This window comes from Nonomuraea purpurea (assembly GCF_042650645.1).
GTDB lineage: Bacteria > Actinomycetota > Actinomycetes > Streptosporangiales > Streptosporangiaceae > Nonomuraea > Nonomuraea purpurea.
In genome coordinates this window covers 737,345-761,160 of the sequence record NZ_JBHSBI010000001.1, presented here as the reverse complement: position 1 = coordinate 761,160, position 23,816 = coordinate 737,345, and the positions used below count along the sequence as shown (strand labels likewise).

General features: G+C 71.3%; 27 protein-coding genes and 1 riboswitch. Of the genes, 11 read left to right on the top strand and 16 right to left on the bottom strand.

What is annotated here, in order from left to right; all coding sequences use genetic code 11:
- Both ACFOY2_RS03535 and ACFOY2_RS03530 read left to right on the top strand, forming a co-directional pair.
- The coding region (locus ACFOY2_RS03535; protein ID WP_379526428.1) for a CBM35 domain-containing protein at positions 1-1,864 on the top strand (1,864 nt) is incomplete at its 5' end.
- Positions 1,865-1,905: 41 nt separating this feature from the next.
- Positions 1,906-2,295 carry a VOC family protein gene (locus ACFOY2_RS03530; RefSeq protein WP_379526453.1) on the top strand — a complete coding sequence of 130 codons (390 nt, stop codon included), beginning with the start codon at positions 1,906-1,908 and terminating at the stop codon, positions 2,293-2,295.
- An 11-nt stretch (positions 2,296-2,306) separates the two neighbouring features.
- Here ACFOY2_RS03530 and ACFOY2_RS03525 read toward each other — a convergent pair whose 3' ends face one another.
- Positions 2,307-3,728, bottom strand: a complete 1,422-nt coding sequence (locus tag ACFOY2_RS03525; RefSeq protein WP_379526452.1) for a glycine hydroxymethyltransferase — start codon at positions 3,726-3,728, stop codon at positions 2,307-2,309.
- Positions 3,729-3,779: 51 nt separating this feature from the next.
- Positions 3,780-3,865, bottom strand: a riboswitch (ZMP/ZTP riboswitch).
- 88 nt (positions 3,866-3,953) lie between these two features.
- Between ACFOY2_RS03525 and ACFOY2_RS03520 the strand changes: the two genes are divergently transcribed.
- Positions 3,954-4,703, top strand: a complete 750-nt coding sequence (locus ACFOY2_RS03520) for an ABC transporter permease (RefSeq protein ID WP_379526427.1) — start codon at positions 3,954-3,956, stop codon at positions 4,701-4,703.
- Positions 4,704-4,803: 100 nt separating this feature from the next.
- A complete protein-coding gene (locus ACFOY2_RS03515) occupies positions 4,804-5,409 on the top strand; it encodes a Dps family protein (protein ID WP_379526426.1) in 606 nt (201 codons plus the stop codon).
- Between the two features lie 14 nt (positions 5,410-5,423).
- Here ACFOY2_RS03515 and ACFOY2_RS03510 read toward each other — a convergent pair whose 3' ends face one another.
- Positions 5,424-6,689, bottom strand: coding sequence for a cytochrome P450 (locus tag ACFOY2_RS03510; RefSeq protein ID WP_379526425.1), 1,266 nt, complete (start codon positions 6,687-6,689; stop codon positions 5,424-5,426).
- A gap of 10 nt (positions 6,690-6,699) precedes the next feature.
- Positions 6,700-7,500 (bottom strand): TetR family transcriptional regulator, encoded by an 801-nt coding sequence (locus ACFOY2_RS03505; protein ID WP_379526424.1) that lies wholly within the window; start codon positions 7,498-7,500, stop codon positions 6,700-6,702.
- A gap of 167 nt (positions 7,501-7,667) precedes the next feature.
- On the opposite strand from ACFOY2_RS03505, the gene ACFOY2_RS03500 reads away from it, so the two are divergent.
- Complete coding sequence (locus ACFOY2_RS03500; protein ID WP_379526451.1) at positions 7,668-8,528, top strand: phosphotransferase; 861 nt, start codon at positions 7,668-7,670, stop codon at positions 8,526-8,528.
- Positions 8,529-8,705: 177 nt separating this feature from the next.
- Here ACFOY2_RS03500 and ACFOY2_RS03495 read toward each other — a convergent pair whose 3' ends face one another.
- The 4 genes from ACFOY2_RS03495 to ACFOY2_RS03480 all read right to left on the bottom strand — a co-directional run bounded on the left by ACFOY2_RS03495 (position 8,706) and on the right by ACFOY2_RS03480 (position 11,612).
- The gene (locus tag ACFOY2_RS03495) at positions 8,706-9,965 is read right to left on the bottom strand and encodes an SMI1/KNR4 family protein (RefSeq protein ID WP_379526423.1); all 1,260 of its coding nucleotides are present in this window, start codon (positions 9,963-9,965) and stop codon (positions 8,706-8,708) included.
- Between the two features lie 159 nt (positions 9,966-10,124).
- Positions 10,125-10,445 (bottom strand): hypothetical protein, encoded by a 321-nt coding sequence (locus ACFOY2_RS03490; protein ID WP_379526422.1) that lies wholly within the window; start codon positions 10,443-10,445, stop codon positions 10,125-10,127.
- On the bottom strand, positions 10,433-10,696 hold the full coding sequence (locus tag ACFOY2_RS03485) for a hypothetical protein (protein ID WP_379526421.1): 264 nt from the start codon (positions 10,694-10,696) through the stop codon (positions 10,433-10,435). Before ACFOY2_RS03485 ends, ACFOY2_RS03490 begins: the two co-directional genes overlap by 13 nt.
- A gap of 40 nt (positions 10,697-10,736) precedes the next feature.
- A complete protein-coding gene (locus ACFOY2_RS03480; RefSeq protein ID WP_379526420.1) occupies positions 10,737-11,612 on the bottom strand; it encodes a hypothetical protein in 876 nt (291 codons plus the stop codon).
- Positions 11,613-11,763: 151 nt separating this feature from the next.
- Here ACFOY2_RS03480 and ACFOY2_RS03475 point away from each other — a divergent pair, with 151 nt between their 5' ends.
- Together ACFOY2_RS03475 and ACFOY2_RS03470 are read left to right on the top strand one after the other, a co-directional pair.
- Positions 11,764-12,273 (top strand): SigE family RNA polymerase sigma factor, encoded by a 510-nt coding sequence (locus ACFOY2_RS03475; protein WP_379526419.1) that lies wholly within the window; start codon positions 11,764-11,766, stop codon positions 12,271-12,273.
- A complete protein-coding gene (locus ACFOY2_RS03470; protein ID WP_379526418.1) occupies positions 12,254-12,982 on the top strand; it encodes a hypothetical protein in 729 nt (242 codons plus the stop codon). The genes ACFOY2_RS03475 and ACFOY2_RS03470 overlap by 20 nt, the downstream gene beginning before the upstream one ends.
- A 78-nt stretch (positions 12,983-13,060) precedes the next feature.
- Here the strand turns inward: ACFOY2_RS03470 and ACFOY2_RS03465 are convergent, their stop codons facing one another.
- The 7 genes from ACFOY2_RS03465 to ACFOY2_RS03435 all read right to left on the bottom strand — a co-directional run bounded on the left by ACFOY2_RS03465 (position 13,061) and on the right by ACFOY2_RS03435 (position 18,532).
- Positions 13,061-13,435, bottom strand: a complete 375-nt coding sequence (locus ACFOY2_RS03465) for a DoxX family protein (protein WP_379526417.1) — start codon at positions 13,433-13,435, stop codon at positions 13,061-13,063.
- A gap of 69 nt (positions 13,436-13,504) precedes the next feature.
- Positions 13,505-14,599: a bifunctional 3-oxoadipate enol-lactonase/4-carboxymuconolactone decarboxylase PcaDC gene (pcaDC, locus tag ACFOY2_RS03460; RefSeq protein WP_379526450.1), complete on the bottom strand. Its 1,095-nt coding sequence runs from the start codon at positions 14,597-14,599 to the stop codon at positions 13,505-13,507.
- 112 nt (positions 14,600-14,711) lie between these two features.
- Positions 14,712-15,236 (bottom strand): protocatechuate 3,4-dioxygenase subunit alpha, encoded by a 525-nt coding sequence (gene pcaG / locus ACFOY2_RS03455; RefSeq protein WP_379526416.1) that lies wholly within the window; start codon positions 15,234-15,236, stop codon positions 14,712-14,714.
- Positions 15,233-15,973 carry a protocatechuate 3,4-dioxygenase subunit beta gene (pcaH, locus tag ACFOY2_RS03450; protein ID WP_379526415.1) on the bottom strand — a complete coding sequence of 247 codons (741 nt, stop codon included), beginning with the start codon at positions 15,971-15,973 and terminating at the stop codon, positions 15,233-15,235. The genes pcaG and pcaH overlap by 4 nt, the downstream gene beginning before the upstream one ends.
- Before the next feature lie 5 nt (positions 15,974-15,978).
- Complete coding sequence (locus ACFOY2_RS03445; RefSeq protein WP_379526449.1) at positions 15,979-17,127, bottom strand: thiolase family protein; 1,149 nt, start codon at positions 17,125-17,127, stop codon at positions 15,979-15,981.
- Between the two features lie 29 nt (positions 17,128-17,156).
- The gene (locus tag ACFOY2_RS03440; protein WP_379526414.1) at positions 17,157-17,786 is read right to left on the bottom strand and encodes a CoA transferase subunit B; all 630 of its coding nucleotides are present in this window, start codon (positions 17,784-17,786) and stop codon (positions 17,157-17,159) included.
- The gene (locus ACFOY2_RS03435) at positions 17,783-18,532 is read right to left on the bottom strand and encodes a CoA transferase subunit A (protein ID WP_379526413.1); all 750 of its coding nucleotides are present in this window, start codon (positions 18,530-18,532) and stop codon (positions 17,783-17,785) included. The genes ACFOY2_RS03440 and ACFOY2_RS03435 overlap by 4 nt, the downstream gene beginning before the upstream one ends.
- Positions 18,533-18,650: 118 nt before the next feature.
- Between ACFOY2_RS03435 and ACFOY2_RS03430 the strand changes: the two genes are divergently transcribed.
- From ACFOY2_RS03430 to ACFOY2_RS03415, 4 genes are all read left to right on the top strand, one after another.
- Positions 18,651-20,138: an IclR family transcriptional regulator domain-containing protein gene (locus ACFOY2_RS03430; RefSeq protein ID WP_379526412.1), complete on the top strand. Its 1,488-nt coding sequence runs from the start codon at positions 18,651-18,653 to the stop codon at positions 20,136-20,138.
- Between the two features lie 171 nt (positions 20,139-20,309).
- Complete coding sequence (locus ACFOY2_RS03425; RefSeq protein ID WP_379526411.1) at positions 20,310-20,792, top strand: phosphoheptose isomerase; 483 nt, start codon at positions 20,310-20,312, stop codon at positions 20,790-20,792.
- Positions 20,789-20,992: a HypC/HybG/HupF family hydrogenase formation chaperone gene (locus ACFOY2_RS03420; RefSeq protein WP_379526410.1), complete on the top strand. Its 204-nt coding sequence runs from the start codon at positions 20,789-20,791 to the stop codon at positions 20,990-20,992. Before ACFOY2_RS03425 ends, ACFOY2_RS03420 begins: the two co-directional genes overlap by 4 nt.
- A complete protein-coding gene (locus ACFOY2_RS03415; protein WP_379526409.1) occupies positions 20,989-21,582 on the top strand; it encodes a D-sedoheptulose-7-phosphate isomerase in 594 nt (197 codons plus the stop codon). The genes ACFOY2_RS03420 and ACFOY2_RS03415 overlap by 4 nt, the downstream gene beginning before the upstream one ends.
- On the opposite strand, the gene hypE is transcribed toward ACFOY2_RS03415, so the two are convergent.
- Entirely contained in the window at positions 21,565-22,638 is a 1,074-nt protein-coding gene (gene hypE / locus ACFOY2_RS03410) for a hydrogenase expression/formation protein HypE (RefSeq protein WP_379526408.1), read from the bottom strand. The two genes, ACFOY2_RS03415 and hypE, sit on opposite strands and share 18 nt — an antisense overlap.
- On the bottom strand, positions 22,635-23,813 hold the full coding sequence (gene hypD / locus ACFOY2_RS03405; RefSeq protein ID WP_379526407.1) for a hydrogenase formation protein HypD: 1,179 nt from the start codon (positions 23,811-23,813) through the stop codon (positions 22,635-22,637). The genes hypE and hypD overlap by 4 nt, the downstream gene beginning before the upstream one ends.
- Positions 23,814-23,816: the final 3 nt, after the last annotated feature.

Here is a 23,816-nt window from a genome sequence, read left to right as displayed (position 1 = left end):
CATGTACGGCGGCATGCAACCCGGCTTCTGGAACGACGGCGCCCACGGCGTGATCACCGTCCAGCGCGGCGGCGCCAAGACCCAGTACGTCCACGTGGTGACCAGGCCGAGCACGGACTACGTGCGGCTGCGCGACAACGGCTACCGGGTGACGAAGGTCAGCGACCTGCGCACCGGCGAGCGAATGCGCTTCAGCCAGTCCGGCGGCAACCTGACGATCCTCGGCATCACGAAATGGGACGACTACGACACGGTCTTCAAGGTCGAGACGGCCGGACGGCAGCCCTCCCTCGACGGACTCAAGGCCACCGCCACCGCCGCGCACGCCGATCACCCGGCCTCGGCCCTCGTGGACGGCAGTTATGAGACCTACTGGGACAGCGACGCCCAGCTCCCCGTGTCGTTGACGCTCGACCTGGGCCGCGCGAAGAAGTCCTCCTACCTGGCGGTCAACCAGCGCGAATGGTCGCCGACGTACGCGCGGGAGTCGTTCGGCCGCCCCGAGGACTCCGCCCGGATCAAGGACTACCGCGTCCACGTCAGCGACGACGGGAAGCGGTGGGGGCAGCCCGTGCGCGTGGGCGCGATGCGCAGCGCCCGCGGCACGCAGTTCATCGACCTCGGCGAGCAGCACGCCCGCTACATCAAGCTGGAGGTGCTGAACACCTGGGCGGGTACGGAGGCGCCGCGCTTCACCCGGCAACTCCAGATCGACGAGATCAAGGTCGTGTCCGGTTACCCGCAGTCGTCCGGCGCGGTGCCGCTGGAGGCCGAACGGCAGCGGCGTTCCGGCGCGGCCCGCGTCGAGGCGTGCGCGGCGTGCTCGGGCGCGGCCGAGGTCACCGGGCTCGGCGGCGGTTCGCGCAACGCGGTCACCTACCGCGAGGTCACGGTGGGCACGGCGGGCGAGTACCGGTTGCGGCTCGACCACACCGCCGCCGCGCCGACGTCCCTGTCGGTGGCCGTCAACGGCGCGGCCCCGGTCGAGGTGCGGGTGCCTGGAGACAACGCGGGCGTCCCCGCCTCCACCGAGCTGCCGGTGTCGCTGCGCGCGGGGGCCAACACGCTCGTGCTGTTCAGCACGGCGGCCAAGGGGCCAGGGCTTGACCGTGTGGCGGTCGCGCCGCTGCCGCCCGCCTCGTACGTCCCCAAGACCACGATGACCGTCGACCCCTCGGGGCTGCAGTGGGTCGGCCCCGGCCGGCAGTCGATGAAGGTGTCGGCCAGGCTGCGGCTCGACGAGGACGCCGCGCTCGACGGCCTCTCGCTCGCTCCGGTCGTGCCGGCGGGCTGGTCGATCGAGGGCGGCGCGGCCACGGCGGGCACGCTGCGGCTCGGGCAGACCCTGGAGGGCACGTGGACGCTGACCTCGCCGCCCGGCCAGGACGTGACGCCGGTCGACCTCCCGGTCACGGCCTCGTTCGGCGTGCTCGGCCGCCAGAACGCGGTCACGCGCCAGCTCCGCGTCCGGCCGCGTCCCGCCGACCGGGTGTTCGTGCGCGAGGCCGAGGACTCGCGCAACCGGCTCGGCAGCGCCGGCATCACGAACTGCTCGCCGTGCTCGGGCGGCCAGAAGGTACGCAACCTGGGCGGAGGGCCGGACGCGTACGTGCTGTTCGAGGACGTCACCGTGCCGGAGGCGAAGACGTACACGCTGTTCGTCGACTTCACCGTCAACGGCGACCGCTCGTACTTCGTGACGGTCAACGACGCCGCGCCGATCGAGGTCAAGGTGAGCGGCGTCGGCAACAACACCCCGTACACCACCTCCGTGCCCGTCACGCTGCGGGCCGGAGCCAACACGATCAAGCTGCACAACGACACGGCGACGGCTCCTGACCTGGACCGGGTCTCCCTGGGCTGACACGATGGCCTGGTGGATCTTCATTCGTGCACGGGCCGCGCATGGACGTGCTGAGCAGCCGGGTGCTCCTGCGCCCCGCCGACCCCGGTCGCAGCCGCCGCTTCTACGCCGACACGCTCGGCCTGGCGGTCTACCGGGAGTTCGGCCCGCCGGATGAGCCGGGCGTGGTGTTCTTCCTCGGCCAGGGTTTCCTGGAGGTCGCGGGCCGCTGCGACGGCCCGCCCGCCGGGGCCGCGCTGTCGTTGTGGTTGCAGGTGCGGGATCTGCGGGCCGAGGAGGAACGGCTGCGCCGGGCGGGCGTCACGGTGCTGCGCGAGACCCGGCTGGAGCCGTGGGGGCTGATGGAGATGTGGATCTCCGACCCCGACGGCCACCGCATCGTCCTGGTGGAGGTCCCGCCCGACCATCCCCTGCGCCGCGACCCCCGCTGACCGCCCGCCGCTCAGCCGAGGTCGAGGCCCGGGTACAGCGGATGGGCGGTCAGGAGTTCGGCGGCGGCGGCGCGGGTCTTGTCCGCGACGTTCTCCGGCAGCTCGAACCTGGCCGGTGACGGCCGCCCGTCGGCGCCGGCCCCCGGCGAGGTGGCGGAGAGCACGCCGACGATCAGCTCCGCCACCCGGTCGAACTCGGCCGGCCCGAACCCGCGCGTCGTGAGCGCGGGCGTGCCGATCCGCACCCCGGAGGTGTACCAGGCGCCGTTGGGGTCACGCGGAATGGAGTTGCGGTTGGTGACGATGCCCGCGTCCAGCAGCGCCGACTCCGCCTGCCTGCCGGTCAGCCCGTAGGGGGTCACGTCGAGCAGGACCAGGTGGTTGTCGGTGCCGCCGGTGACCAGGCGGGCGCCGCGGCGCAGCAGCCCGTCGGCTAGGGCGATCGCGTTGTCGGCCACCGCCTGGGCGTAGTCGGCGAAGGCCGGCCGGCGCGCCTCGGCCAGGGCGACGGCCTTGGCGGCCATCACGTGCCCGAGCGGCCCGCCCAGCACCATCGGGCAGCCGCGGTCGATCGAGTCGGCGAACTCCCGCTGGCAGAGCACCATCCCGCCGCGCGGCCCGCGCAGCGACTTGTGCGTGGTGGTGGTCGTGACGTGCGCGTACGGGATCGGGTCGTGCTCGCCCGTGAACACCTTGCCCGCCACCAGCCCCGCGAAGTGCGCCATGTCCACCATCAGGGTCGCCCCGACCTCGTCGGCGATCTCGCGCATGATCGCGAAGTTGATTCTGCGCGGGTAGGCCGAGTAGCCGGCGATCAGCACCAGCGGCCTGAACTCGCGGGCCATGTCACGCAGGGCGGCGTAGTCGAGCAGGCCGGTGTTCGGGTCGGTGCCGTACGAGCGCTGGTGGAACATCTTGCCCGAGATGTTGGGACGGAAGCCGTGGGTCAGGTGGCCGCCCGCGTCCAGTGACATGCCGAGCGCCCGCTGCTCGCCGAACGCCCTGCGCAGCCGCTCCCAGTCGTCCTCCGACAGGTCGTTGACGTGCCTGGCCCCGGCCGCGGCCAGGGCGGGCGCCTCGACGCGCTGGGCGAGGATGCCCCAGAAGGCGACCAGGTTCGCGTCGATGCCCGAGTGCGGCTGGACGTAGGCGTGCTGGGCGCCGAACAGGGCCGTGGCGTGGTCGGCGGCGAGCCGCTCGACGGTGTCGATGTTCTGGCAGCCGGCGTAGAAGCGATGTCCGATGGTGCCTTCCGCGTACTTGTCGGACAGCCAGGTGCCCATCGTGAGCAGGACGGCCGGGGAGGCGTAGTTCTCGCTGGCGATGAGCTTCAGCGACGCCCGCTGGTCGGCCAGCTCGCCGCGGATCGCCCCCGCGACCGCCGGCTCGACCTCGGCGATCACGTCGAGCGCGTTGTCGTAGGCGGCCGACACGCGGGCCGCGTCGTACGTCTCGGGCATGGCATCTCCCGGGTCCGATCGAAGTGGATGCACCCAGGCGCGCGGCGGTGGTCGCGGATCGCTCCCCGGTGGTTTTCCACCTTATGATCACGCCAGTCACGACCCTTGAGCGACACTACGACCTCCGGCCACGGCACGCAACGCGCATCACCGTTCCCGCCCGCCCCGTGATGAGCGGGGGAGGTCAGACTGATACTTGTGGCTTCCACCTCGCTGATCTCGATCACCCCGCTTCTGCCCGCGCTCCTGCTCGTCCTCGTCGCCATGGGCGCGGTCGTCGCCTGGCTGGGGCGGCTCGGCCACGGGCGGGCCATCGTCACCGCCTGCCTGCGGGCGGTCGTGCAGCTCGGCGTCGTGTCCGTGGTGATCGCCTGGGTGGTGTCCTTTCCTGCGGCGGTGGCGGGGTTCATCCTGCTCATGTACGGCGTGGCCGCCTTCACGGCGGGCCGGCGCATCGTCCCCGGACGGGCCGGCTGGTGGGCGGGGGTGCCGATCGCGGCGGGCACCGTGCCGGTGCTGGCCGTCATGGCCGCGAGCGGGGTGATCTCCATGAAGGGGATCGTGGTCATCCCGATCGCCGGGATCCTGCTCGGCGGCTGCCTGACCGCCACCACGCTGGCCGGGCGCCGGGCCCTGGACGAGCTGACCCAGCGTAAGGGGGAGGTGGAGGCGGCGCTGTCGCTGGGGTTCACGCCTCGGGAGGCGGCGCTGGAGATCTGCCGTCCGGTGTCCGGCCAGGCGCTGGTGCCCGCGCTGGACCAGACGAGGACCGTGGGCCTGGTCACGCTGCCCGGGGCGTTCGTGGGCATGCTGCTCGGCGGGGCGAGCCCCGTGCAGGCCGGTGTCGTGCAGCTCGTGGTGCTGGTGGCGCTGCTGGCCGCGGAGGCCGTGGCGACGGTGGTGACGATCGAGCTGGCCGCCCGAGGCTTCTTCCACCGTGGGGTTTAGGGCATTTGACCCCCTTTTGTAGAGGTCCGTGGTGCTCTTTGGCGCGGAGCCGGGCAGGGTTCCGTTCGACCGTTCCGTTCGCCCGTCCCAGGAGACCCGCGTGGCCATCAGACGCTCCGCCAAGACAACCCGGAGGCCCAAGCAGAGCAGCCAGCCGTGGCTGCACGTGAAGGGCGCCGAGATCCAGGAGTTCGGGACCGTGCGGATGTTCCCGCTCGGGCTCTCCTGGGACGCGCGCATGTACTCCTGCCAGCGGCTCAACCAGATCCTGGCCGACACACAGATCCTGTACAACCTCTACAAGAAGCACCACTGGCTGATGCGCGGCCCGACCTTCTACCAGCTCCACCTGCTCCTGGACAAGCACGCCGGCGAGCAGCTCGAACTGGTCGACCAGCTCGCGGAGCGCGTGCAGACCCTCGGCGGCGTCGCGATCGGCGACCCCCGCCACGTGGCGGAGATCACCGTGATCCCGCGCCCGCCCGACGGCGCCGAAGAGGTGCCGGCCATGCTCTCGCGGCTGATCGAGGCGCACGAGACCATCCTCGTCGCCGGCCACGACGCCGCCAGGCGAGCCCAGGAGATGGGCGACGACGGCACCAACGACCTGCTGGTGTCCGACGTCATCCGCACCGGGGAGATGCAGACCTGGTTCCTGATCGAGCACCTGGTCGACACCCCGCTGGTGGAAGCCCCGGAAGGCTGACGGCCCGCAGGCGTTCAGCCGATGCGCAGCGGGAGCGTACGCGGCCCGCGCACCTGGCCCGTGGCCCACGTGACGGCGTCCGGATCGGCCAGGCTGAAGGCCGGGACGCGCTCCAGCCACACCTCCAGCGCCACCCGCAGCTCCATGCGCGCCAGGTGTGACCCCACGCACCGGTGGATGCCCAAACCGAACGCGGCATGCCGGTTGACCTCACGGTCGATGACGACCTCGTCCGCCCGCTCGAACTGCGCCGGGTCGCGGTTGGCCGCCGGGAACGACAGCAGGATCCAGTCTTCGGCCTTCATGTCCACGCCACGCCAGCGCATGTCCTCCTTGACCAGCCGCGCCATCGTGACCGGCGCGTAGGCCCGCAGGAGCTCCTCCATCGCCGTCGGCACCAGCTCCGGCTCGGCCACCAGCCGCTCACGGTCGGCGGGCGTCCTGGCCAGATGCCACAGCGACGCCCCGATCGCGCTCCACGTCGTGTCGATGCCGGCGATGAGCAGCAGCGCGATCGTCCCCGACACATGGGACGGATCAAGTCTGGCACCGCCCAGCTCGGCGTTGATGAGGTAGGTGGTCAGGTCGTCGCGCGGGTTCTCGACGTGGTCGCGGATCTGCTCCAGCAGGTAGGCGAAGACCTGCCCCATCCGCTCGACGCGCTCGTCCGCCGGCAGGTTGATGCCCTCCAGCGCGCTCTCGATGAACCTGCGGAACTTCGGCCCGTCCTCGGGAGGGAAGCCCAGCATGTCGGCGATGACCCGCATCGGGATGTGCTGGGCGTAGTCGCGGGCGGCGTCCACGACCTCCTGGCCCTCCATGAGGTCGATCAGCGAGTGGCAGAAGGCCCTGGTCGCGGCCTCCCGCTTGGCCACCGCGCTCTTGGTGAAGGCCGGCAGCAGCAGCTTGCGCGCGTGGTGGTGGAACGGCGGGTCGGAGGAGATCGGCGGGATGCTGCCCACCGGCGCCAGCTCCCGGGCCGCCCGGAAGTTGCTCATGACGATCGATCGGGACGAGAAGTTGTCGGTGTCGTAGGCGATGGCCGCGACGTCCTCGTAGCGGGTCGGCAACCATCCCCCGCCGAACCGCTCGGTGCGCGCGATCGGGCAGCGCCCGCGCAGGTCGTCCTGGATCGCGTACGGGTCAGCGGCCCACTCCGGCTCGGTGTGGGAGAAGTCGGTCGCCCAGTCGGAGACCGGGCCCGTGATGATCTCGCTTCTGGTGCCCAGAGGACGTTCGCTCGGAGTCTCCCGCTCGCTGAAACGGTCGTCGACGGTCATGCCACACCTCCTAGAGGATCTCGATGGCTCGTTCCGGGCAGTTGGCCGCCGCCAGGCGAGCCGCGCGCTCCTCATCCTGCGACACCTCGCCGTCGCCGACGACCTGGCCGTAGCCCTCGTCGTCCTCGGCGAACAGGGCGGGGGCGAGGTCGTAGCAGCGGCCGTGCCCCTGACAGCGCTCGGAGTCGATCCGCACTTTCACTGGGGTTCTCCCCTCTGGGTGGTGGTAGGGGGCCAGGCCGCCGACGACCCGCGTGAGCAGCGCCGTCCACTCCTCGTCGGCCACGGAGCGCAGGTCCGGGGCGATCAGCGCGCTGCCCATGGCCAGCAGCAGGCAGAAGTGAGCCAGCGCGTCCGGCGACAGCCTGGGATCGATCTCGCCGCCCGCCTGAGCCACGCGGACGAGGCCGGCCAGCCAGTCGGCGCGTTCCCCCAGGTAGTCGCGCATCGCGCGGGCGACCTCCTCGTCACGGCGGGCCGCGACCAGCGCCTCGACGATGAGGTAGCCGCAGGGATCGCGGCGGCGCGACAACCGCCGGCCCGCGACCACCAGCAGATCGGCGATCGACCTGTCGGGGTCGGCGGCGAACAGGCTGGCCAGCAGCCGCGGACCGTGCGCGCGCAGCGCCGCCGCCAGCAGTTCGGCCTTGGAGCCGAAGTGCGCGTAGAGCGCGCCGTTGCTCACCCCCGCGGCTGCGGCGATCTCCGCCACCCGGGTGCCGTCGTACCCGCGCTCGGCGAAGACCTCGGCGGCCGCCCGGAGCAGCCGTTCCCGCGTCTCGGCGGCGGTGACCCCCGCGATTCGCCCCATTCCTGAATTAAAAGACCGTTCATTTCATCCGTCAATAGCCGGTGATCAGGCCTTTCATGGTTGTCTGACGCGCTTGCACACCCGCTGTGCCGAGCCACGATAGTTGGCACCTGGCCAGGCCGGTTGGCACCGTCCTCGGTCATCTATGCCAGGATTCGAGGGTGGAGATGACCGACATCACGCGCGCGATCGCGGCAGCGACTTCGGTCGCCGCATCGCTCGACCTGCCGGCCAACGACGCAATCGTTCTCCACAACTCGAACAGGCTGGCGCTGCGGCTGACGCCGTGCGACGTCCTCGCCCGGGTCGCCCCCGTGCGACATGAGGCTGCACGATTTGAGGTCGAGCTCGCTCAACGGCTCGCCCAGGTCGGATGCCCGACGGGCCTCCTGGACCCTCGGGTGGACCCACTTGTGTACACGCGCGATGGCTTCAGAGTGACGCTGTGGACCTACTACGAACCCGTGACACCTCACACCTCACCGGTCGACTACGCCAAGGCGCTGGAGCAGCTGCACGCCGGCATGCGCAAGGTTGACGTGCCGAGCCCGCGGTTCACGGATCGCATCGTGGAGGCGGAAGACGTCGTTGCCAACCCGAATCTCTCGCCAGAGCTCGCCGACGCGGACCGCGCGTTCCTGAGCAGCAGACTGGGAAGCCTGCGACGGGCGATCGAGGACCGCGGCACCGTAGAGCAACTGCTGCACGGCGAGCCGCATCCAGGCAATGTGCTCGGCACGAAGGACGGCCCGCTGTTCATCGACCTTGAGACATGCTGCCGTGGACCCGTCGAGTTCGATCTCGCCCATGTCCCCGAGTCGGTCTGCGAGCACTATCCGAACGTTGACCAAGGACTGCTGGACGAGTGCCGGCAGCTCGTTCTCGCGATGGTCGCAGCCTGGCGTTGGGAACTTGGCGACCAGCTTCCGAACGGGCGGCGATTCGGAGAGGAATTCTTGCGCTCGCTGCGCAAGGGTCCTCCTTGGCCGACACTCGACACGGTCACCAGGCGACTGGATCGTCCGTAGAAATCGCCGAAGGTCACGTGAAAGCGGCAAGGAACCAAGCGACGCTACCGTCGCCGTTGCAACCCCATGCGCGCCACCTATAGCTGGGGGTCGCAGTGACTGGGCGATGGCCCCGCCCATCGTGGCCACCTATCGCTGCCCGGTGGCCCTGGGCGAGTCCGTCACCCAGGCACCGGTTCAGGCTGCCGGCGAAGGCGGATTGTCATAAATGGTGACCCAGCCCGTTGAGTGCGGCCAGTCGCGTTCGGGGCGGTGGGGGTGGATGCCGACAATGGCCAGCGACGGCAGGTCGTCGAGTTCCGACAGCTCCCGCCATTGGTCCTGGGTCACCTCCAGGTACCGCAATCCCTTCAGCTCGGTCACCGTGGCGATGTCGGCGACGGATGCCGTCGCGATGTCCAGCGCCCACAGGTTCGGCAGCATCCGGAGCGGAGCCAGCTCGACGGGCCGCGCGCAGGTGACCGACAGCGAACGCAACTCCCGGTTCCGGGCCGGCGCCGTCAGGTCGGGCGACTCCACATCGAGCGCCAGATACTCCACCGAACGGTCACCAAGTGGGGCCAGGTCGGGCGAACCCCTGCTCGACAGCGCCAGCGAACACACGTCGGGCACCGCGGCGAGGAACGCGCAATCCTCTACGTCGACCACCCGGACCTCCTGCACCCGTGGACCGGCCTGCATGGCCCGCGCGAGGGAAGGCCGGTCGTCGCTGTACCTGGAGTGCTTGCCCGGCCGACCCGGCAGGTCCGCGTCAATCCACAGACTCTTGTCGCGACGGCGGTAGTCACCGCGCTCCAGCGCTTCCACCAGACGGCGCAGAAACGTGGTCACCGAGTCAGTGACGTACGTCGGCCCGTTCGTGTAGTCGACTCCGACCTTGATGACCTGCCCGGGACGACCGTTCGGTCCGGGATCCAGGTCCACGGCGAGCCAGTTGCCGCCGGTGTCGAACGCGAACCGGATCCAGCCCGGACGCAGCGGCGACCTCCGGACAGTGTTCGGGGGCTGGGCATCGAACACTGTTTGGCGCCAGGGTTCGTACTGCCATTCCTGCGCGATGTCGAGCCACTCGTCATCCTGGCCGCCGAGCTCGGAAAGAGGGAGCCACCCTTTCCGGTCGAACAGCGCGTTGACGAGGTCACCGTCACCGTCGGCGATGCCGTACAGCGCACGGAGGTCTGGAGGCAGCACAACGCCGAGCCTCTCCTCCACCGCGGCGAGGTCCTCCTCGCTCACGGGCTCGGGGAGTTCCTCCTCGTATCCGAGGATCTGCGCCATCAGCCGCCGGTAGTGGTGGAAAAGCCGCACGGCCTCGTCCGGATCACCAGCGGGAACCGCAGACTCGGGCCCGTCCTGCTCGTCACCCCGATCGGGCAGGACGAAGTCCTCATCGATCACATAAAGGAACGGCCGCTTCTGCCGGGAGGATGTCGCCATGCCACCGCAACCTAACACCCGCCCCCGGACAGCACCCACATACTGATCATCTCTGCACCTTCACCGGCTCTGTCCCTGTGCAGGAGAAGCCGTGCGCCGACACCGACTCCCTAAAGCTCCGCCGGCAACCCTGGGCCAGAACAACCTCGAACTTTGGAGTCATCGCCTCCACCCAATGGCACTTGATCTTCGACCGGGTACTGCCAACTTCGATGACGCTTGTTCCAGGGTGGCGATGCGAGCGAGAAGGTCGTCCCGTGTTCCGACCAGGGTCAGCGCGTCGATCAGCGACGGTAGGATCAGGTCCCGGTCTGCCGGCGCGATGCGCCCCAGGTAGTGGGGGTAGAGCGCGGTGTGCCGGTCCGGCGCGACGGACGTGGTGCCCCGCCGGTCGAGGAGTGACCGCACCGCGTCATGTTCCTCAGCGCCGAGCCCTTCGGCGAACGCGGGGGCATCGGCGGCGAAGGTCAGCAGCGACATGACGATGTGACCCGGACCGCGTCGCCGTAGGGGGCCTCGCCCTCGTCGAGCACGTGCAGCGAGGTCATGACGTAGGAGTCGACGTCACGAGGCGCGCCCGCGGCCTGCCGGCGAGCGTGATGGAACGCGCTCCAGGCCGCAGGATCCAGCAGGCCGAAGGAGATGATGCCGGTGCCGCGACGGCCGGCGACGACGGCGGCCTTCAGACCGGCCGCGGCCACCAGGAACTCGATGGGGTCACTGGTGTTCACGTGCTGCCCGGCGTGCGGCGCCCGCGGCGGCGGGCACCGGTCAGGGCAGGGCCGGCACGGCCGGCACGGAGTTGGTCCAGCCGGCCTCGACGATCGTCTCGTCGTAGCTCTTCATCTCGAACTTCTTGCCGTTGAGCAAGACCGTCTGGTTCTCCGACAGCAGCACCATCCTGCCGGTGTCGACGGTCAGCTTGGTCGTGTTCTTCTGCTTGGTCGTGCTCTCGACCAGGACGGCGGTGCCGGATCTGCCCAGGCTGTCCTTGGCCTCGCCCTGGGAGCGGACGCCCGGCATCGTCAGCAGCGCGTTGTAGGCCGAGGCGCGGACCTCCTTCGGAGCGGGAAGGATGTAGAGAAGCTGCGGCAGGGTCCCCCTGATCCACCCGTCGATGGAGGGTGCCGGAATCCTGCTGACCTGGGCTGCCTTCGTGAGCCAGGCCTTCAAGCCGGTCGGGTCGGCGGGCAGGCGCTGGACCTCGTCGTAGGTCAGCCATTGCCCTCCGAACTGGAACTCCTCGGGCTTGCGTCCGGGGGTGAGGTGGCCCTTGGCGGGTTCGGCGGACAACTTCACGGTCTTGCCGTCGATCGAGCTGCTCCACTTGGCCGGGGAACCGTCGCGCTGCCACGCCTTCTTGTCCGCCGCACTCTTCGGCAGCGTCGCGAGTTCCCGGTTGCCGAACCACGACTTGCCGTCGGGTGTGGTCCACCGCTCGATGACCTGCTGCTCGACCAGCGAGTAGCTGTTCGTGCGGGTGCCGAACTTCCAGGGGTGGGTGCTCGTCGACAGCGTCCTGGTGTGCCAGTACGCACCCTCGGGTTCGGCCGCGGACGCCGGCGCGCCCATGAGAGCGGTGGCGCCCACGGCCAGGCCGACGCCGACGGAGATCAGCGGCCGAATCGGCGCGGTCGCGAACTTCATATGTTTCCTCCATGGCTACGAAGTGACGACCTCCTATACGCCTGGGCCGCTCGAATCGTTGCCCGCGGATTGTTTTTCGCAGCCGGGCAACCGTTTCCGAAGGCCGGGGCGTATAAGGAGGCGTGAAATCGGACGGACAACCATGAGCGACATGGAACACGACTTCGGGGCCTTCGTGGCGGCACGTGCCACGAGCCTGCTGCGGGTCGCCTATCTCGCCTGTGGCGACGCGACGGAGGCCGAGGACCTGCTGCAGACGGCGCTGGAACGCACCTACAGGAACTGGGATCGGGTCCGCCACGACAGCCCTGAGCCCTACGTGCGCCGGGTGATCGTCAACGCCGCCATCAGCCGCGCCCGCCGCCGGGCCATCCTCAGGATCATCCCGATGCACAGACCGCCGGAGACGGCGGCGCGCGCGGCCGACGCCGACCTGCGCCATGTGCTCATGGAGGCGCTGCGCGCGCTGCCGCCCCGGCAGCGCGCGGCGGTCGTCCTGCGGTACTGGGAGGACCTGAGCGAGACGCAGACCGCCGAGGTGCTCGGCTGCACGGTCGGGACGGTCAAGAGCCAGACGTCGAAGGCCCTCGCCAAGCTCCGTTCGGCGCTTGGCCGGGAACCAGTGGAAGGAGTGATCGGGAATGCCCACGTTCGAGGATGAGATCCGCCAGATCATGGCGGACGAGACCGCGAGGCTGCGTGCCGCGCCCGATCTGCTCGAGCGGGTCATGCGCTCGCGGACGAAGCGCAGGAGGGCCAGGTTCGCGGCGCTGGCCACGTCGGTGACCGTCGTCGCCGCCGCGCCCATCGGCTACCTGACCGTCGGCTCGGTGGCCACGCCCGGGCCGCAGCCCACGGCCTCCGCCACGCCGGAGCCGCCCGCCATCGACGACACCCCGCCCCTGCGGTCCGATCCGCCGAGTTTCGGCGACCTGGGCGACGGAAAGGCGTTCGGGCGCGTCAAGGTGGGGTACCTGCCCAAGCGGCTGAAATGGTCCAACTGGTCGATCAACTACGGCGACAGTTACACGACCTCGTACAACTTCGACGGCGACAAGACCGGCTTCTACTGCGTCCAGATCTTCGTGTACGAGAACGAGGCCGTCCAGGAGCTCGACGACCGTATCGGGCGATACCGCGACGAGGGCGACGGCGAAGAGGTGACCATCGGCGACCGGAGCGGCTACCTGGTCGTTCAGTTCGTCGGCGAGGACGGCATGAAGGGCACTCCGACGCTCTTCCTCAGAATGGGCGACAAGCAGTGGGCCGAGATCATGTTCAGCCCCTCGTACGTCAAGGAGTTCTCCGGCAGGCAGGCCGTCGAGGCCGAGCTGAAGAAGATCGCGGAGGGGCTCACCTCGACCGGCTGACCGCAGTGGGCGATGGGCGTGAGCCTGGCTTCCTCATCGCCCTCACGGTGGTGCGCTATACCTGGGAGCACTTCCGCGTCAGAAGGCCCACGGGCCGAAGCGGCCCCAGGCGACGAAGGCGGCCAGGATGAGGAGCACCGCGTTCACGATGATCATCTGGGACTCCTTGCGGCGCGCGTGGGTGACGGCGGCGCCGACCATCACCACGACCAGCCCGGTCGCGGCCAGCGGAGTCAGCACCGGCACGATGCCGAGCGCGGCGGGCAGGATCAGCCCGATGGCGGCGAGGAGTTCCAGCGCGCCGATGGCCTTGACGACGCCGGAGGAGAAGTCCTCGGTCCAGGCCATGCCCGCCGCGGCCAGCTTCTCCTTCGGCTGGGCGACCTTCATCACGCCGGCGCCCAGGAAGAGGAGGGCGAGCAGCGCGGCGACGATCCACAGGGCGATGTTCATCGGGGGGTCCGATCGACGCGGATTGACTTCAAGCTTCAACCGGAAGGTACGCCCGTGCCGCTTGAAGCGTCAAGCTACATCGTTCTCAGAAAGGACGCGCTGAGCCACCGCGAACGCCGCGTTGGCCGCCGGCACCCCGCAGTAGACGGCGCTCTGCAGGAGCACCTCGCCGATCTCGTCCGGGCTGAGCCCGTTGCGCAGGGCCGCGCGCACGTGCATGGCCAGCTCGTCAAGGTGCCCACGGGCGACGAGCGCGGTGAGCGTCACGCAGCTGCGGGTGCGCCGGTCCAGCCCCGGACGGGTCCAGATCTCGCCCCAGGCGTAGCGGGTGATGAAATCCTGGAAGTCCCTGGTGAAGCCGGTGGTGCGGGCGACGGCCCGGTCCACGTGCTCGTCCCCGAGGACTTCCCTGCGTACCCGCATGCCCGGCGTGACCGGCAGGTGGGCGAGGAGGGCGGCGGTGACCTTCTCCGGCTGGTCGACGTTGGCGAGGTGGGCGGCGGCCGGCACCTCGACGAGCGTGGCCCCGGGGATGCCGTCGGCCAGCTCCCTGGCGTGGACGGGCGGCGTCGCCGGGTCGTCGCGGCCCGCCAGCACCAGCGTCGGCACGGTGATCGCGCCGAGCTCGGCCCGCAGGTCGTAGCCGGCCAGGGCCTCGCAGCAGGCGGCGTACCCCTGCGGGTGCGTGGCCGCCAGGTCGTCGAGCAGGGCCCGGTCGGCGGGCCCGGCGAACCAGCGCGCGGCCGTGGCCTCCAGCAGCGCCGCGGTGCCTTCGTCCCGGACGAGCCGCGCCCGTTCCCGCCATCCGGCCGGCTCGCCGAACCTGGCGGACGAGCAGATCATCGCCAGCGAGCGCAGCCGCCCCGGATGGCGCGCGGCCAGGGTCGCCCCGATCGCGCCGCCGATCGAGACGCCCGCGTAGTGGAAGCTCTCCATGCCGCTCGCCTCCGCCACCTCCAGCACCCGTTCGGCCAGGACGTCGATGGTCAGGGAGCCGCCGACGGGCGGGGGCGCGCCGCCATGCCCCGGCAGGTCGAACCGGAGCACCCGGAACGTCCTGGTCAGCGCGGCGAGCTGCGGCTCCCACAGGCGTATGGAGGTGCCGAGCGAGGGGCCGAGAACGAGCGGCGGCCCGTGTTCGGGCCCGTCGAGCCGGTGCTGCAAGCGGTCGGTTTCGGAGCCGTCGAGACGACGCTGCGAACGGCCGGGTTCCGGGGTGTCGAGACGACACTGCGAACGGCCGGGTTCCGGGGTGTCGGGCCGGTGTTGCGAGCGGTCAGCCGAAGTCAAAGAAGACCGTCTCCTTGTCGCCTTGCAGGTGCACGTCGAACCGGTAGACCCCGTCGCGCTCCCGCGTCGCCAGCAGCGTGTGCGCCCGGTCGGCGGGCAGGGTGTCGAGGAAGGGGTGTTCGGCCAGGTAGATACGGGTGTAGAGGTGGTGGAGCAGCCCTCGGGCGAACACGCACACGCTGATGTACCCGGTGCCGGGCACGAGCGTGCGCAGGGTCCAGCGGCCGTCGAGGTCGGTGGGCACCCGGCCGAAGCCGGTGAAGTCGACCCCGTGCCGTCCGGCGACCGCCCCGTTGACCGGGTCGCGGCGCAGCGTGCCGGGGGCGCCGCTCAGGTCGCCGTCCGGGTCGGCCTGCCAGAACTCGAGCAGCGCGTCGGGCACCGGCTCGCCCGCCCCGTCGTAGACGTAGCCGTGCACGACGATCCCGCCTGCGGCGATGTCGCCGCCGCCGGGGAACGGCAGCGCGTAGCCGTAGAAGGGTCCGACGGTTTGCGAGGGGGTGAGGTTCATCGGCCCTCCTCCATCCAGGTCGCGGCGGGGCCGTCGAGGACGATGTCCCACTGGTAGCCGAGCGACCATTCGGGCCTGGACAGGTCGTGGACGTAGGCGGCCACCAACCGCTGCCTGGCGCGGTCGTCGGTGACGGAGTTCATGATCGGGTCGTACCGGAACAGCGGATCGTTCGGGAAGTACATCTGCGTGACCAGTCGCTGGGTGAAGGCCCGGCCGAACACGGAGAAGTGGATGTGGGCCGGCCGCCAGGCGTTGGCGTGGTTGCGCCACGGATAGGCACCGGGCTTGATCGTGGTGAAGGCGTAGCGGCCCTCGTCGTCGGTGAGGCAGCGGCCGACGCCGGAGAAGTTCGGGTCGAGCGGCGCCGGGTGGTCGTCCCGCTGGTGCGGGTAGCGGCCCGAGGCGTTGGCCTGCCAGATCTCGACGAGCTGGCCGCGTACCGGCCGGCCTTCCCGGTCGAGCACCCGCCCCTGAACGGTGATCCGCTCCCCTAACGGCTCCCCCAGGTGCTGGCGGGTCAGGTCGTGGTCGTGCGCGGTGACGTCCGTGACGCCGAAGACGGGCCCGGTCAGCTCGGCGGCCTCCGGGTCCTTCAGCGGGACGAGCGGCTGCTTGGGGTGGCGCAGCACCGTGCTGCGGTACGGGGCGTAGTCGCGCGCGGGGTGCTCCCCGCCGCCGCCGGCATGGAGCTCGGCGATCTCGCGGTCGATGTCGGCCTGGGTGAGCGGGGTCATGGTGCCTACCTTTCGAGTACGACGGCCAGACCTTGGCCGACTCCGATGCAGAGGGCGGCCAGGCCGGTGCCGGAGCCCGCGGCGGCCAGCCGGTGGGCGACGGCGCCGGTGACGCGGGCTCCCGACGCGCCGAGCGGATGGCCGAGGGCGATGGCCCCGCCCTCCGGGTTGACGATGGCGGGGTCGAGGTCGGGCAGCTCGGCCAGGCAGCCGAGCACCTGGGCGGCGAACGCCTCGTTCAGCTCCACGGTCGCCAGGTCGCCGGCGCCCTTGCCCGCCTTGGCCAGGGCCTTGCCGATGGCCTCGACGGGGCCGAGGCCGAAGTAGCGGGGTTCGAGGGCGCTCGCGGCGCTCGCGGTGATCCGCGCGAGGGGTTCGCGGCCGCGCAGCCCGGACTCGTCGGTGAGCAGCAGGGCCGCCGCGCCGTCGTTCAGCGGGGAGGAGTTGCCCGCCGTGACCGTGCCGCCGTCCTTCCTGAACACGGGTTTGAGCCGGGCCAGCGCCTCCTGCGAGGTGTCGTCGCGGATGCCCTCGTCCCTGGTCACGCCGTCGATGGGGACGATCTCGCGCTCGAAGGACGCCTTGGCCGCCTTCTGGTGGCTGGCCAGCGCGAACGCGTCCTGCTCCGCGCGGGTGACCCCGTGCCTGTCGGCGATCAGCTCGGCTCCTTCACCGAGCGGGACGGTGTGCTCGGCGGGCATGCGCGGGTTGACGAGCCGCCAGCCGAGCGTCGTGGAGACCAGCTCCTGGCCGCCCGCCGGGAATGCCCTGTCCGGTTTGGGGAGCACCCACGGCGCGCGGGTCATCGACTCCACGCCGCCGGCGATCACGGTGGCGGCGTCGCCGAGCGCGATCATCCGGTACGCCTGGATGACGGCCTCCATGCCGGACCCGCACAGCCGGTTCACCGTCACGCCCGGCGTGGTGACGGGCAGCCCCGCCAGCAGCGCGGCCATGCGGGCGACGTTGCGGTTCTCCTCGCCCGCGCCGTTGGCGTTGCCGAGGATCACCTCGTCGGGGGCCTCCAGGTCGTTGCGCTCGGCGATCGCCCTGACGACGTGCGCTGCCAGGTCGTCGGGTCGCATGCCGGACAGCGCGCCGCCGTAGCGGCCGAACGGGGTGCGCACCGCGTCCACGATGTAGACGGCCTTCATGCCGGGTCCCTTTCCGTCGAGACGGGCCTTCATGCCGCAACCTCGGCTTCGGTGCGGGCGCGCAGGTCGGCCACGCTCACCCCGGGCGCGGTCTCGACCAGCCGCAGCCCCTCGCCGGTGACGTCGAGCACGCCGAGGTCGGTGATGATCCGGTGGACGCAGGCCCTGCCGGTGAGCGGCAGCGAGCACTCTTTGACGATCTTCGGAGCGCCGTCCTTGGCGGTGTGGTCGGTGATCACGATGACCTTGCGGGCGCCGTGGACCAGGTCCATCGCCCCGCCCATACCCTTGACCAGCTTCCCGGGGACCATCCAGTTGGCCAGGTCGCCGCAGGCCGAGACCTGCATCGCGCCCAGCACCGCCACGTCGATGTGGCCGCCGCGGATCATGCCGAAGGAGAGCGAGGAGTCGAAGAACGACGCGCCGGGGAGCACCGTGACCGTCTCCTTGCCGGCGTTGATGAGGTCGGGGTCGAGCGCGTCCGGCGCGGGGTAGGGGCCGACGCCGAGGATGCCGTTCTCCGAGTGCAGGATCACGTCCACCTCCGGCGGGAGGAACGACGGGATGCGGGTGGGCAGGCCGATGCCGAGGTTGACGTAGTCGCCGTCGCGCAACTCGGCCGCCGCGCGCGCGACCATCTCGTCGCGGGTCCAGCTCATGACGTCGTCCTCTTCTCGATGGCCTTGTCGGCGGCCTGCTCGGGGGTCAGGACGAGCACCCGCTGGACGAACACCCCCGGCAGGTGGACCTCGTCCGGGTCCAGCTCGGTCAGCTCCTCGACCTCGGCGACGGTGACGCGTCCGGCCAGGGCCGCCAGGGGGTTGAAGTTGCGGGCGGCCTTGCCGAAGACCAGGTTGCCGTGCCGGTCGCCCTTCGCCGCGCGGACCAGGGCGAAGTCCGTCCTGATGCTGCGCTCCAGCACGTACGTGCGCCCGTCGAACTCCCGCGTCTCCTTGGGCGGCGAGGCGACGGCGATGGAGCCGTCGGGGTTGTGGCGCAGCGGGAGGCCGCCGTCGGCGACCGGCGTGCCGACCCCGGCGGGCGTGTAGAAGGCGGGGATGCCCGCTCCGCCCGCGCGCAGCCGCTCGGCCAGGCTGCCCTGCGGCGTCAGCTCCACCTCCAGGTCGCCGGCCAGGTACTGCCGGGCGAACTCCTTGTTGTCGCCGATGTAGGAGGCGGTCACCCGGGCGATGCGCCCTGCGGCCAGCAGGATGCCCAGGCCGCCGCCGTCGACGCCGCAGTTGTTCGACACCACGGACAGGCCGCTCACCCCGGTGTCGTAGAGGGCCTGGATCAGGACGTTCGGGATGCCGCTGAGGCCGAAGCCGCCGACCGCGAACGACGCGCCGTCGCGTACGCCGGCCAGCGCCTCCTCGGCGGTTGCGACCACCTTGTCTCTGCGCACGACGCTCCATTCACCGGGGAGTGTTCGCATAGTGAACTTTTGTTCGTTATTATGCGGACGAGTATCCGTTCCTGGCAGCTTTCTGTCAAAGTTCCCGTTTGTGGCAGTGGAGGGTGCGATGGAACCGGCCGGGACCCTCGAACGCGGGATCGCCGTCCTGCGGGTGCTGGCGTCCGAACCGGCGCGCCGGACGCGGGCGACGGAGCTCGTGCACGCCACCGGCCTGGCCAGGTCCACGGTGGACCGGGTGCTGGCGACCCTCGTCCGTCTCGGGTACGTGCGGGCGTGGGAACGCGACGTCCAGCTCGCCCCCGGGCTGCTGGAGCTGGGCGCGGCCTATTTGCGCGGGGGCGGCCTGCGTGACGCGCTCTCCCCGCTGGCCGAGAGGCTCGCCGAGGAGCTGGACGAGTCGGTGTCGCTGGCCGTACGGGACGGTGACGGGGTGCGCTTCGTCGGCCAGTTCACCCGGCGGCGGACGATGTCGGTCGCCTTCCGAGTCGGCGACCTGCTACCGGCGCAACGGTGCGCGGCCGGGCTGGCGCTGCTCGACCCCGGCTCGCCGTGGGCCGAAGACGACCAGCTCATCGAGCCCGGGTTGATCGCGGTCGCGGTGCCCGTACGGGACGGCGACGGGACGCCGGTCTGCGCGGTCAGCGTGGTCAGCCACACGAGCCGGCACACGGCGGCGGGGCTGCGCGAACACGCCATGTCCCGGCTCTTGAAGACGGTCGCGGAAATGGAGTCCACCCTGGCCGCGCCTCCCGGCTCCGCCCCCGTGGGTGCCGAGGTCGTCGTGGACGGGTCGCGTGTCGCCAAGCGGGAGTTCGGCTCGGAGTTCCTGCAGTCGCTGGCGCGGGGCCTGGCCGTGCTGGTGTCGCTCGGCTCGAAGCGCGGCGGTGTGACCCTGGCCGAGGCCGCGCGGGCCACCGGCCTGCCCCGGGCCACGGTCCGGCGGTCGCTGCAGGTCCTGGAACGGGTGGGGTACGCGGCCTCGGACGGCTCCCGCTTCGTCCTGCTGCCCCGGGTGATGGAGCTCGGCTACGCCCACCTGTCGGAACGCACGCTCGGCGAGGTCGTCCAGCCGCACCTGGCCGACCTGGTGGCCCGCCTGCGCCAGTCGGCCTCGGTCGCGGTGCTGTCCGGCGACGACGTCCTCTACGTGGCGCGGGTGGCGACCGTGAGCATCATGACCGTCGACATCACGGTCGGCACCCACTTCCCCGCGTACGCGACCGCGATGGGCCGGGTGCTCCTGGCCGGCCGGCCCGAGGACCGGCTGCCCGCCCTCACCCTCGAACCTCTGACCCGCCGCACCATCACCACTCCCGACGCCCTGGTCGCGGCCGTCCGCCGGGCCGCCTCCGACGGGTACGCCCTGGTGGACCAGGAGCTTGAGGAAGGCGTCCGGTCGATCGCCGTACCCGTCCGCGACCGGGACGGGCGGACGGTCGCGGCGGTCAACGTCGCCACGCACGCCAGCCGCGCCACCCCTGCCGACCTGCGCCGCGACGTCCTGCCCGCCCTCACGGAGACCGCCGCCCGCATCTCGGCCGACCTCCGCCACTTCCCCGCCACCCCCGAACCCGGCCTCCGCCCCCACGACTGACCCAACCCACCCGGCTGGTCACGACAACGTGCCTGCACTTCGGCCGGGGAGGATCGCGGACAAGACCGCACGCCCGGCGAATCTTGCCGGGATTTTGCCGGACCCGTGGCCGGCAACACCAGGCCGATCGCGCAGGAACACGATGAAATGGGCGATGTGGTGACAGACGGGATGACACGTTTCCGCACCGACCGTGAGAGCGCGGGCAGGGCGCTGGTGGACGACGCCGGCGTCGTCATCGAGGCCGCGGCGGCCATGGCCGCCCGGTTCGGGAGCGGCAGCAGGCTGCTGGCGTTCGGCCGTGACGGGGGCGCCTCGGACGCGGCGCACGTGGCGGTGGAGTTCACCCATCCGGTGATCGTGGGCAAGCCCGCGCTGCCCGCCCTCTGCCTGGGCGGGGAGCCGTCGTTGTTGCCGGTGCTGGGACGTCCCGAGGACATCGCCGTGGGGATCCGCCCGGCCGGGGACGATCTGGCCGTCGCCCGCGGGCTCGGCATGCTGACCGTGGCCCTGACGGTGAACGCGGCGTGCCCGCACGCGGACCACGTGCTGGCGGCGGCCAGCGACGACGCGCTGGTCGCGCGGGAGATCCACGTCACGATGTACCACCTGTTGTGGGAGCTGGTCCACGTGTTCCTGGAGGCGGACGGATGAGCGAGGGTTCGTGTGTGACGTGCGGCGACGTGGCCGTGCCGGTGCGCGTCGCGGCCCTGCTGCCCGGCGCGATGGCGCGGGCGGAGACCTGCGCGGGGACGGAGGAGATCAGCGTGGCTCTGGTGGACGTGCGAGTGGGCGACACCGTCCTGGTGCACGCCGGTGAGGCGATCGCCGTGGTCGGAAGGGGCGTCTCGTGACGCTCTATCCGTTCCTGCGGCGTGACCCGCTCGATGTGCGGGCGTCCACGGCCGAGAAGGCCCGCGAGAGCCTGGAGCTGCGGCGGCGGGTGCTCGACGAGCTGATGCCCGCGCTGGTGGCGGGCGCCGAGGCGATGGCGGAGGCGTTCCGCGGGGGCGGGCGGCTGTTCACCTTCGGCAACGGCGGCAGCAGCACGGACGCGCGGTCGGTGGCGGAGCTGTTCACCGCGCGCGGGCTGCCCTCGGTCTCGCTGGCCTGCGACTCCGCGTTGGTGACGGCGCTCGGGAACGACGTGGGGTTCGAGGTGGTCTTCGCCCGCCAGCTCGCCGCGCTGGGCGGCGCGGGTGACATCGCCTGCGCGCTGTCGACCAGCGGCGGCTCGCCGAACGTGCTGCACGGCCTGGCCCAGGCCAGGAGCCTGGGGATGGTGACGGTCGGGTTCGCCGGTTCCGGAGGCGGGCGGATGGCCCAGGAAGGGCTGGCCGAGCACCTGTACGTCGTCCCGTCGTCGTCCGTGCACCGCATCCAGGAGGCGCAGACGACGCTCTACCACGTGCTGGCCGATCTGGTGTCAGCAGATGCGCGGTAGTGGGTCGCCGACGAGGACGTCCACCACGCGGGTGCCGCCGAACGCGGTACGCAGCAGCACCAGCCCCGCCGGGCTCGGCGCGACCGTGCCGATGAGCGCGGCGTCCGCGCCCAGCGGGTGGGAGCGGATCGTCGACAGGGCCTTGTCGGCGTGCTCGCCGTCCACCACCGCCACGAAGCGGCCCTCGCAGGCGACGTAGAGCGGGTCGAGTCCGAGCAGTTCGCAGACGCCGGTGACCTCCGGCGTCACGGGGATCGCGTCCTCGTGCAGCACGACGGCCGCTTCCGAGGCGCGGGCCACCTCGTTGAGCACTGTGGCCACGCCGCCCCTGGTGGCGTCGCGCAGGGTTCTGACGTGCTCGGGCAGGGCCTCCAGCAGGGCGTCGACGATGCCGTGCAGCGGGGCCGTGTCGGAGGTGATCGGCGCCTCGATGCCGAAGTCGTCCCGGGCCAGCATGATTGCCGCACCGTGCGCGCCGATCGGGCCCGACACGATGACGGCGTCGCCCGGCCGCGCGCCCGCGGCCGACAGCGTGACCGGCCGCTCGACGAGGCCGACCCCGGCCGTGGTGACGTAGCAGCCGTCGGCCTTGCCGCGCTCCACCACTTTGGTGTCGCCGGTGACGATCGTGACCTCGGCGGCCCGCGCGGCGGCGGCCATGGACGCGGTGATGCGCCGCAGGTCGGCGACGGGGAAGCCCTCCTCCAGGATGAACCCCGCCGACAGGTGGACGGGCCGGGCGCCGCACATGGCCAGGTCGTTCACGGTGCCGTTGACGGCCAGGTCGCCGATGTCCCCGCCGGGGAAGAACAGCGGCGAGACCACGAACGAGTCGGTGGTGAAGGCCGTGCGGGCGCCCGCGAGGTCCAGCAGCGCGCCGTCGTCCAGCGGGGCGAGCAGCGGGTTGCGGAAGGCCTCCAGGAAGACGGCCTCGATCAGGGTGTGGGTGGCCTGGCCTCCGGCGCCGTGGGCGAGCGTGATGCGCTCCTCCCTGACGACGGGCCTGCGGCGGCGCTGCCGTTCGATGCGGTCGAGGACCTGCTGTTCCCTGCTCATGCCAGACTCGTCTCCCCCGGCCGCGACGCCTGTATCTCGACCGGCAGCGGCTCGCGGGCGGCCGCGCGGATGCGTTCCCTGCTGAAGCGGCCGAAGTTGTAGTAGGCGGCGCAGGCCCCCTCGGAGGAGACCATGCAGGTGCCGATCGGCGTCTCGGGGGTGCAGGCGGTGCCGAACACCTTGCACTCCCACGGCTTGAGCACGCCCTTGAGCACCTCGCCGCACTGGCAGGCGCGCGGGTCGGCGACGCGGACCCCGGGCAGGTCGAAGACCCGTTCGGCGTCGAAGGCGGCGTACTCGTCGGCCATGGCCAGGGCGGAGTGGGCGATGAAGCCGAGCCCGCGCCATTCGAAGTGCGCCCGCAGCCGCATCACCCGGCCGATGGCCGACAGCGCGACGCGGTTGCCGTGCCAGGGCACGACCCTGGCGTACTGGTTCTCGACCTGGCAGCGGCCCTCGGCGAGCTGGCCGAGCAGCATGTGCACCGAGGTGAGGATGTCCAGCGGCTCGAATCCGGCGACGACCATCGGCTTGCCGTAGTCGTGGGCGATGAACTCGTACGGCTGGCAGCCGATCACGGCCGAGACGTGCCCCGGTCCGATGAACCCGTCGAGGCGCAGGTCGGGCGAGTCCAGGATGGCCTTGATCGCCGGGATGATCATGACGTGGTTGCAGAAGACGGAGAAGTTCGTGACGCCCTCGTCCGCGGCCCGCAGCACGGTCATCGCGGTGGAGGGCGCGGTGGTCTCGAAGCCGATGGCCATGAACACGACCCGCCGGTCCGGGTTCGCCCGCGCGATCTTGAGGGCGTCCAGCGGCGAGTACACCATCCGGATGTCGGCCCCGGCCGCCTTGGCGTCCAGGAAGGAGCCGGTGCCGCCGGGCACCCGCATCATGTCGCCGAACGAGGTCATGATGACGCCCGGCTGGCCGGCGATGTGGATGGCGTCGTCCACCCGGCCCATCGGGATCACGCAGACCGGGCAGCCGGGGCCGTGCACGAGGTTCACCTCGGCCGGCAGGTGGTCCTCCAGGCCGTGCTTGTAGATCGTGTGGGTGTGCCCGCCGCACACCTCCATGAACGTGTATTTGCGCCCCGGCCGGCAGCGCGCGGCGATCTCCGCGGCCAGCACCCGCGCCCGTCCCGCGTCGCGGTACTCATCGACGAACCGCACCGC

Excerpts from the sequence above, each read along its gene's own strand:
- ACFOY2_RS03505 (WP_379526424.1), bottom strand. The coding sequence starts at position 7,500 with ATGGGGCGAATCGCGGGGGTCACCGCCGCCGAGACGCGGGAACGGCTG.
- ACFOY2_RS03430 (WP_379526412.1), top strand. The coding sequence starts at position 18,651 with ATGGAACCGGCCGGGACCCTCGAACGCGGGATCGCCGTCCTGCGGGTG.
- hypE (WP_379526408.1), bottom strand. The coding sequence starts at position 22,638 with ATGAGCAGGGAACAGCAGGTCCTCGACCGCATCGAACGGCAGCGCCGC.
- ACFOY2_RS03420 (WP_379526410.1), top strand. The coding sequence starts at position 20,789 with ATGAGCGAGGGTTCGTGTGTGACGTGCGGCGACGTGGCCGTGCCGGTG.
- ACFOY2_RS03480 (WP_379526420.1), bottom strand. The coding sequence starts at position 11,612 with ATGAAGTTCGCGACCGCGCCGATTCGGCCGCTGATCTCCGTCGGCGTC.
- ACFOY2_RS03470 (WP_379526418.1), top strand. The coding sequence starts at position 12,254 with ATGCCCACGTTCGAGGATGAGATCCGCCAGATCATGGCGGACGAGACC.
- ACFOY2_RS03530 (WP_379526453.1), top strand. The coding sequence starts at position 1,906 with ATGGACGTGCTGAGCAGCCGGGTGCTCCTGCGCCCCGCCGACCCCGGT.
- ACFOY2_RS03495 (WP_379526423.1), bottom strand. The coding sequence starts at position 9,965 with ATGGCGACATCCTCCCGGCAGAAGCGGCCGTTCCTTTATGTGATCGAT.
- ACFOY2_RS03465 (WP_379526417.1), bottom strand. The coding sequence starts at position 13,435 with ATGAACATCGCCCTGTGGATCGTCGCCGCGCTGCTCGCCCTCCTCTTC.
- ACFOY2_RS03425 (WP_379526411.1), top strand. The coding sequence starts at position 20,310 with ATGACACGTTTCCGCACCGACCGTGAGAGCGCGGGCAGGGCGCTGGTG.
- ACFOY2_RS03510 (WP_379526425.1), bottom strand. The coding sequence starts at position 6,689 with ATGACCGTCGACGACCGTTTCAGCGAGCGGGAGACTCCGAGCGAACGT.
- ACFOY2_RS03440 (WP_379526414.1), bottom strand. The coding sequence starts at position 17,786 with ATGAGCTGGACCCGCGACGAGATGGTCGCGCGCGCGGCGGCCGAGTTG.
- ACFOY2_RS03490 (WP_379526422.1), bottom strand. The coding sequence starts at position 10,445 with ATGTCGCTGCTGACCTTCGCCGCCGATGCCCCCGCGTTCGCCGAAGGG.
- ACFOY2_RS03445 (WP_379526449.1), bottom strand. The coding sequence starts at position 17,127 with ATGAAGGCCGTCTACATCGTGGACGCGGTGCGCACCCCGTTCGGCCGC.
- pcaG (WP_379526416.1), bottom strand. The coding sequence starts at position 15,236 with ATGAACCTCACCCCCTCGCAAACCGTCGGACCCTTCTACGGCTACGCG.
- ACFOY2_RS03500 (WP_379526451.1), top strand. The coding sequence starts at position 7,668 with ATGACCGACATCACGCGCGCGATCGCGGCAGCGACTTCGGTCGCCGCA.
- ACFOY2_RS03475 (WP_379526419.1), top strand. The coding sequence starts at position 11,764 with ATGGAACACGACTTCGGGGCCTTCGTGGCGGCACGTGCCACGAGCCTG.
- pcaH (WP_379526415.1), bottom strand. The coding sequence starts at position 15,973 with ATGACCCCGCTCACCCAGGCCGACATCGACCGCGAGATCGCCGAGCTC.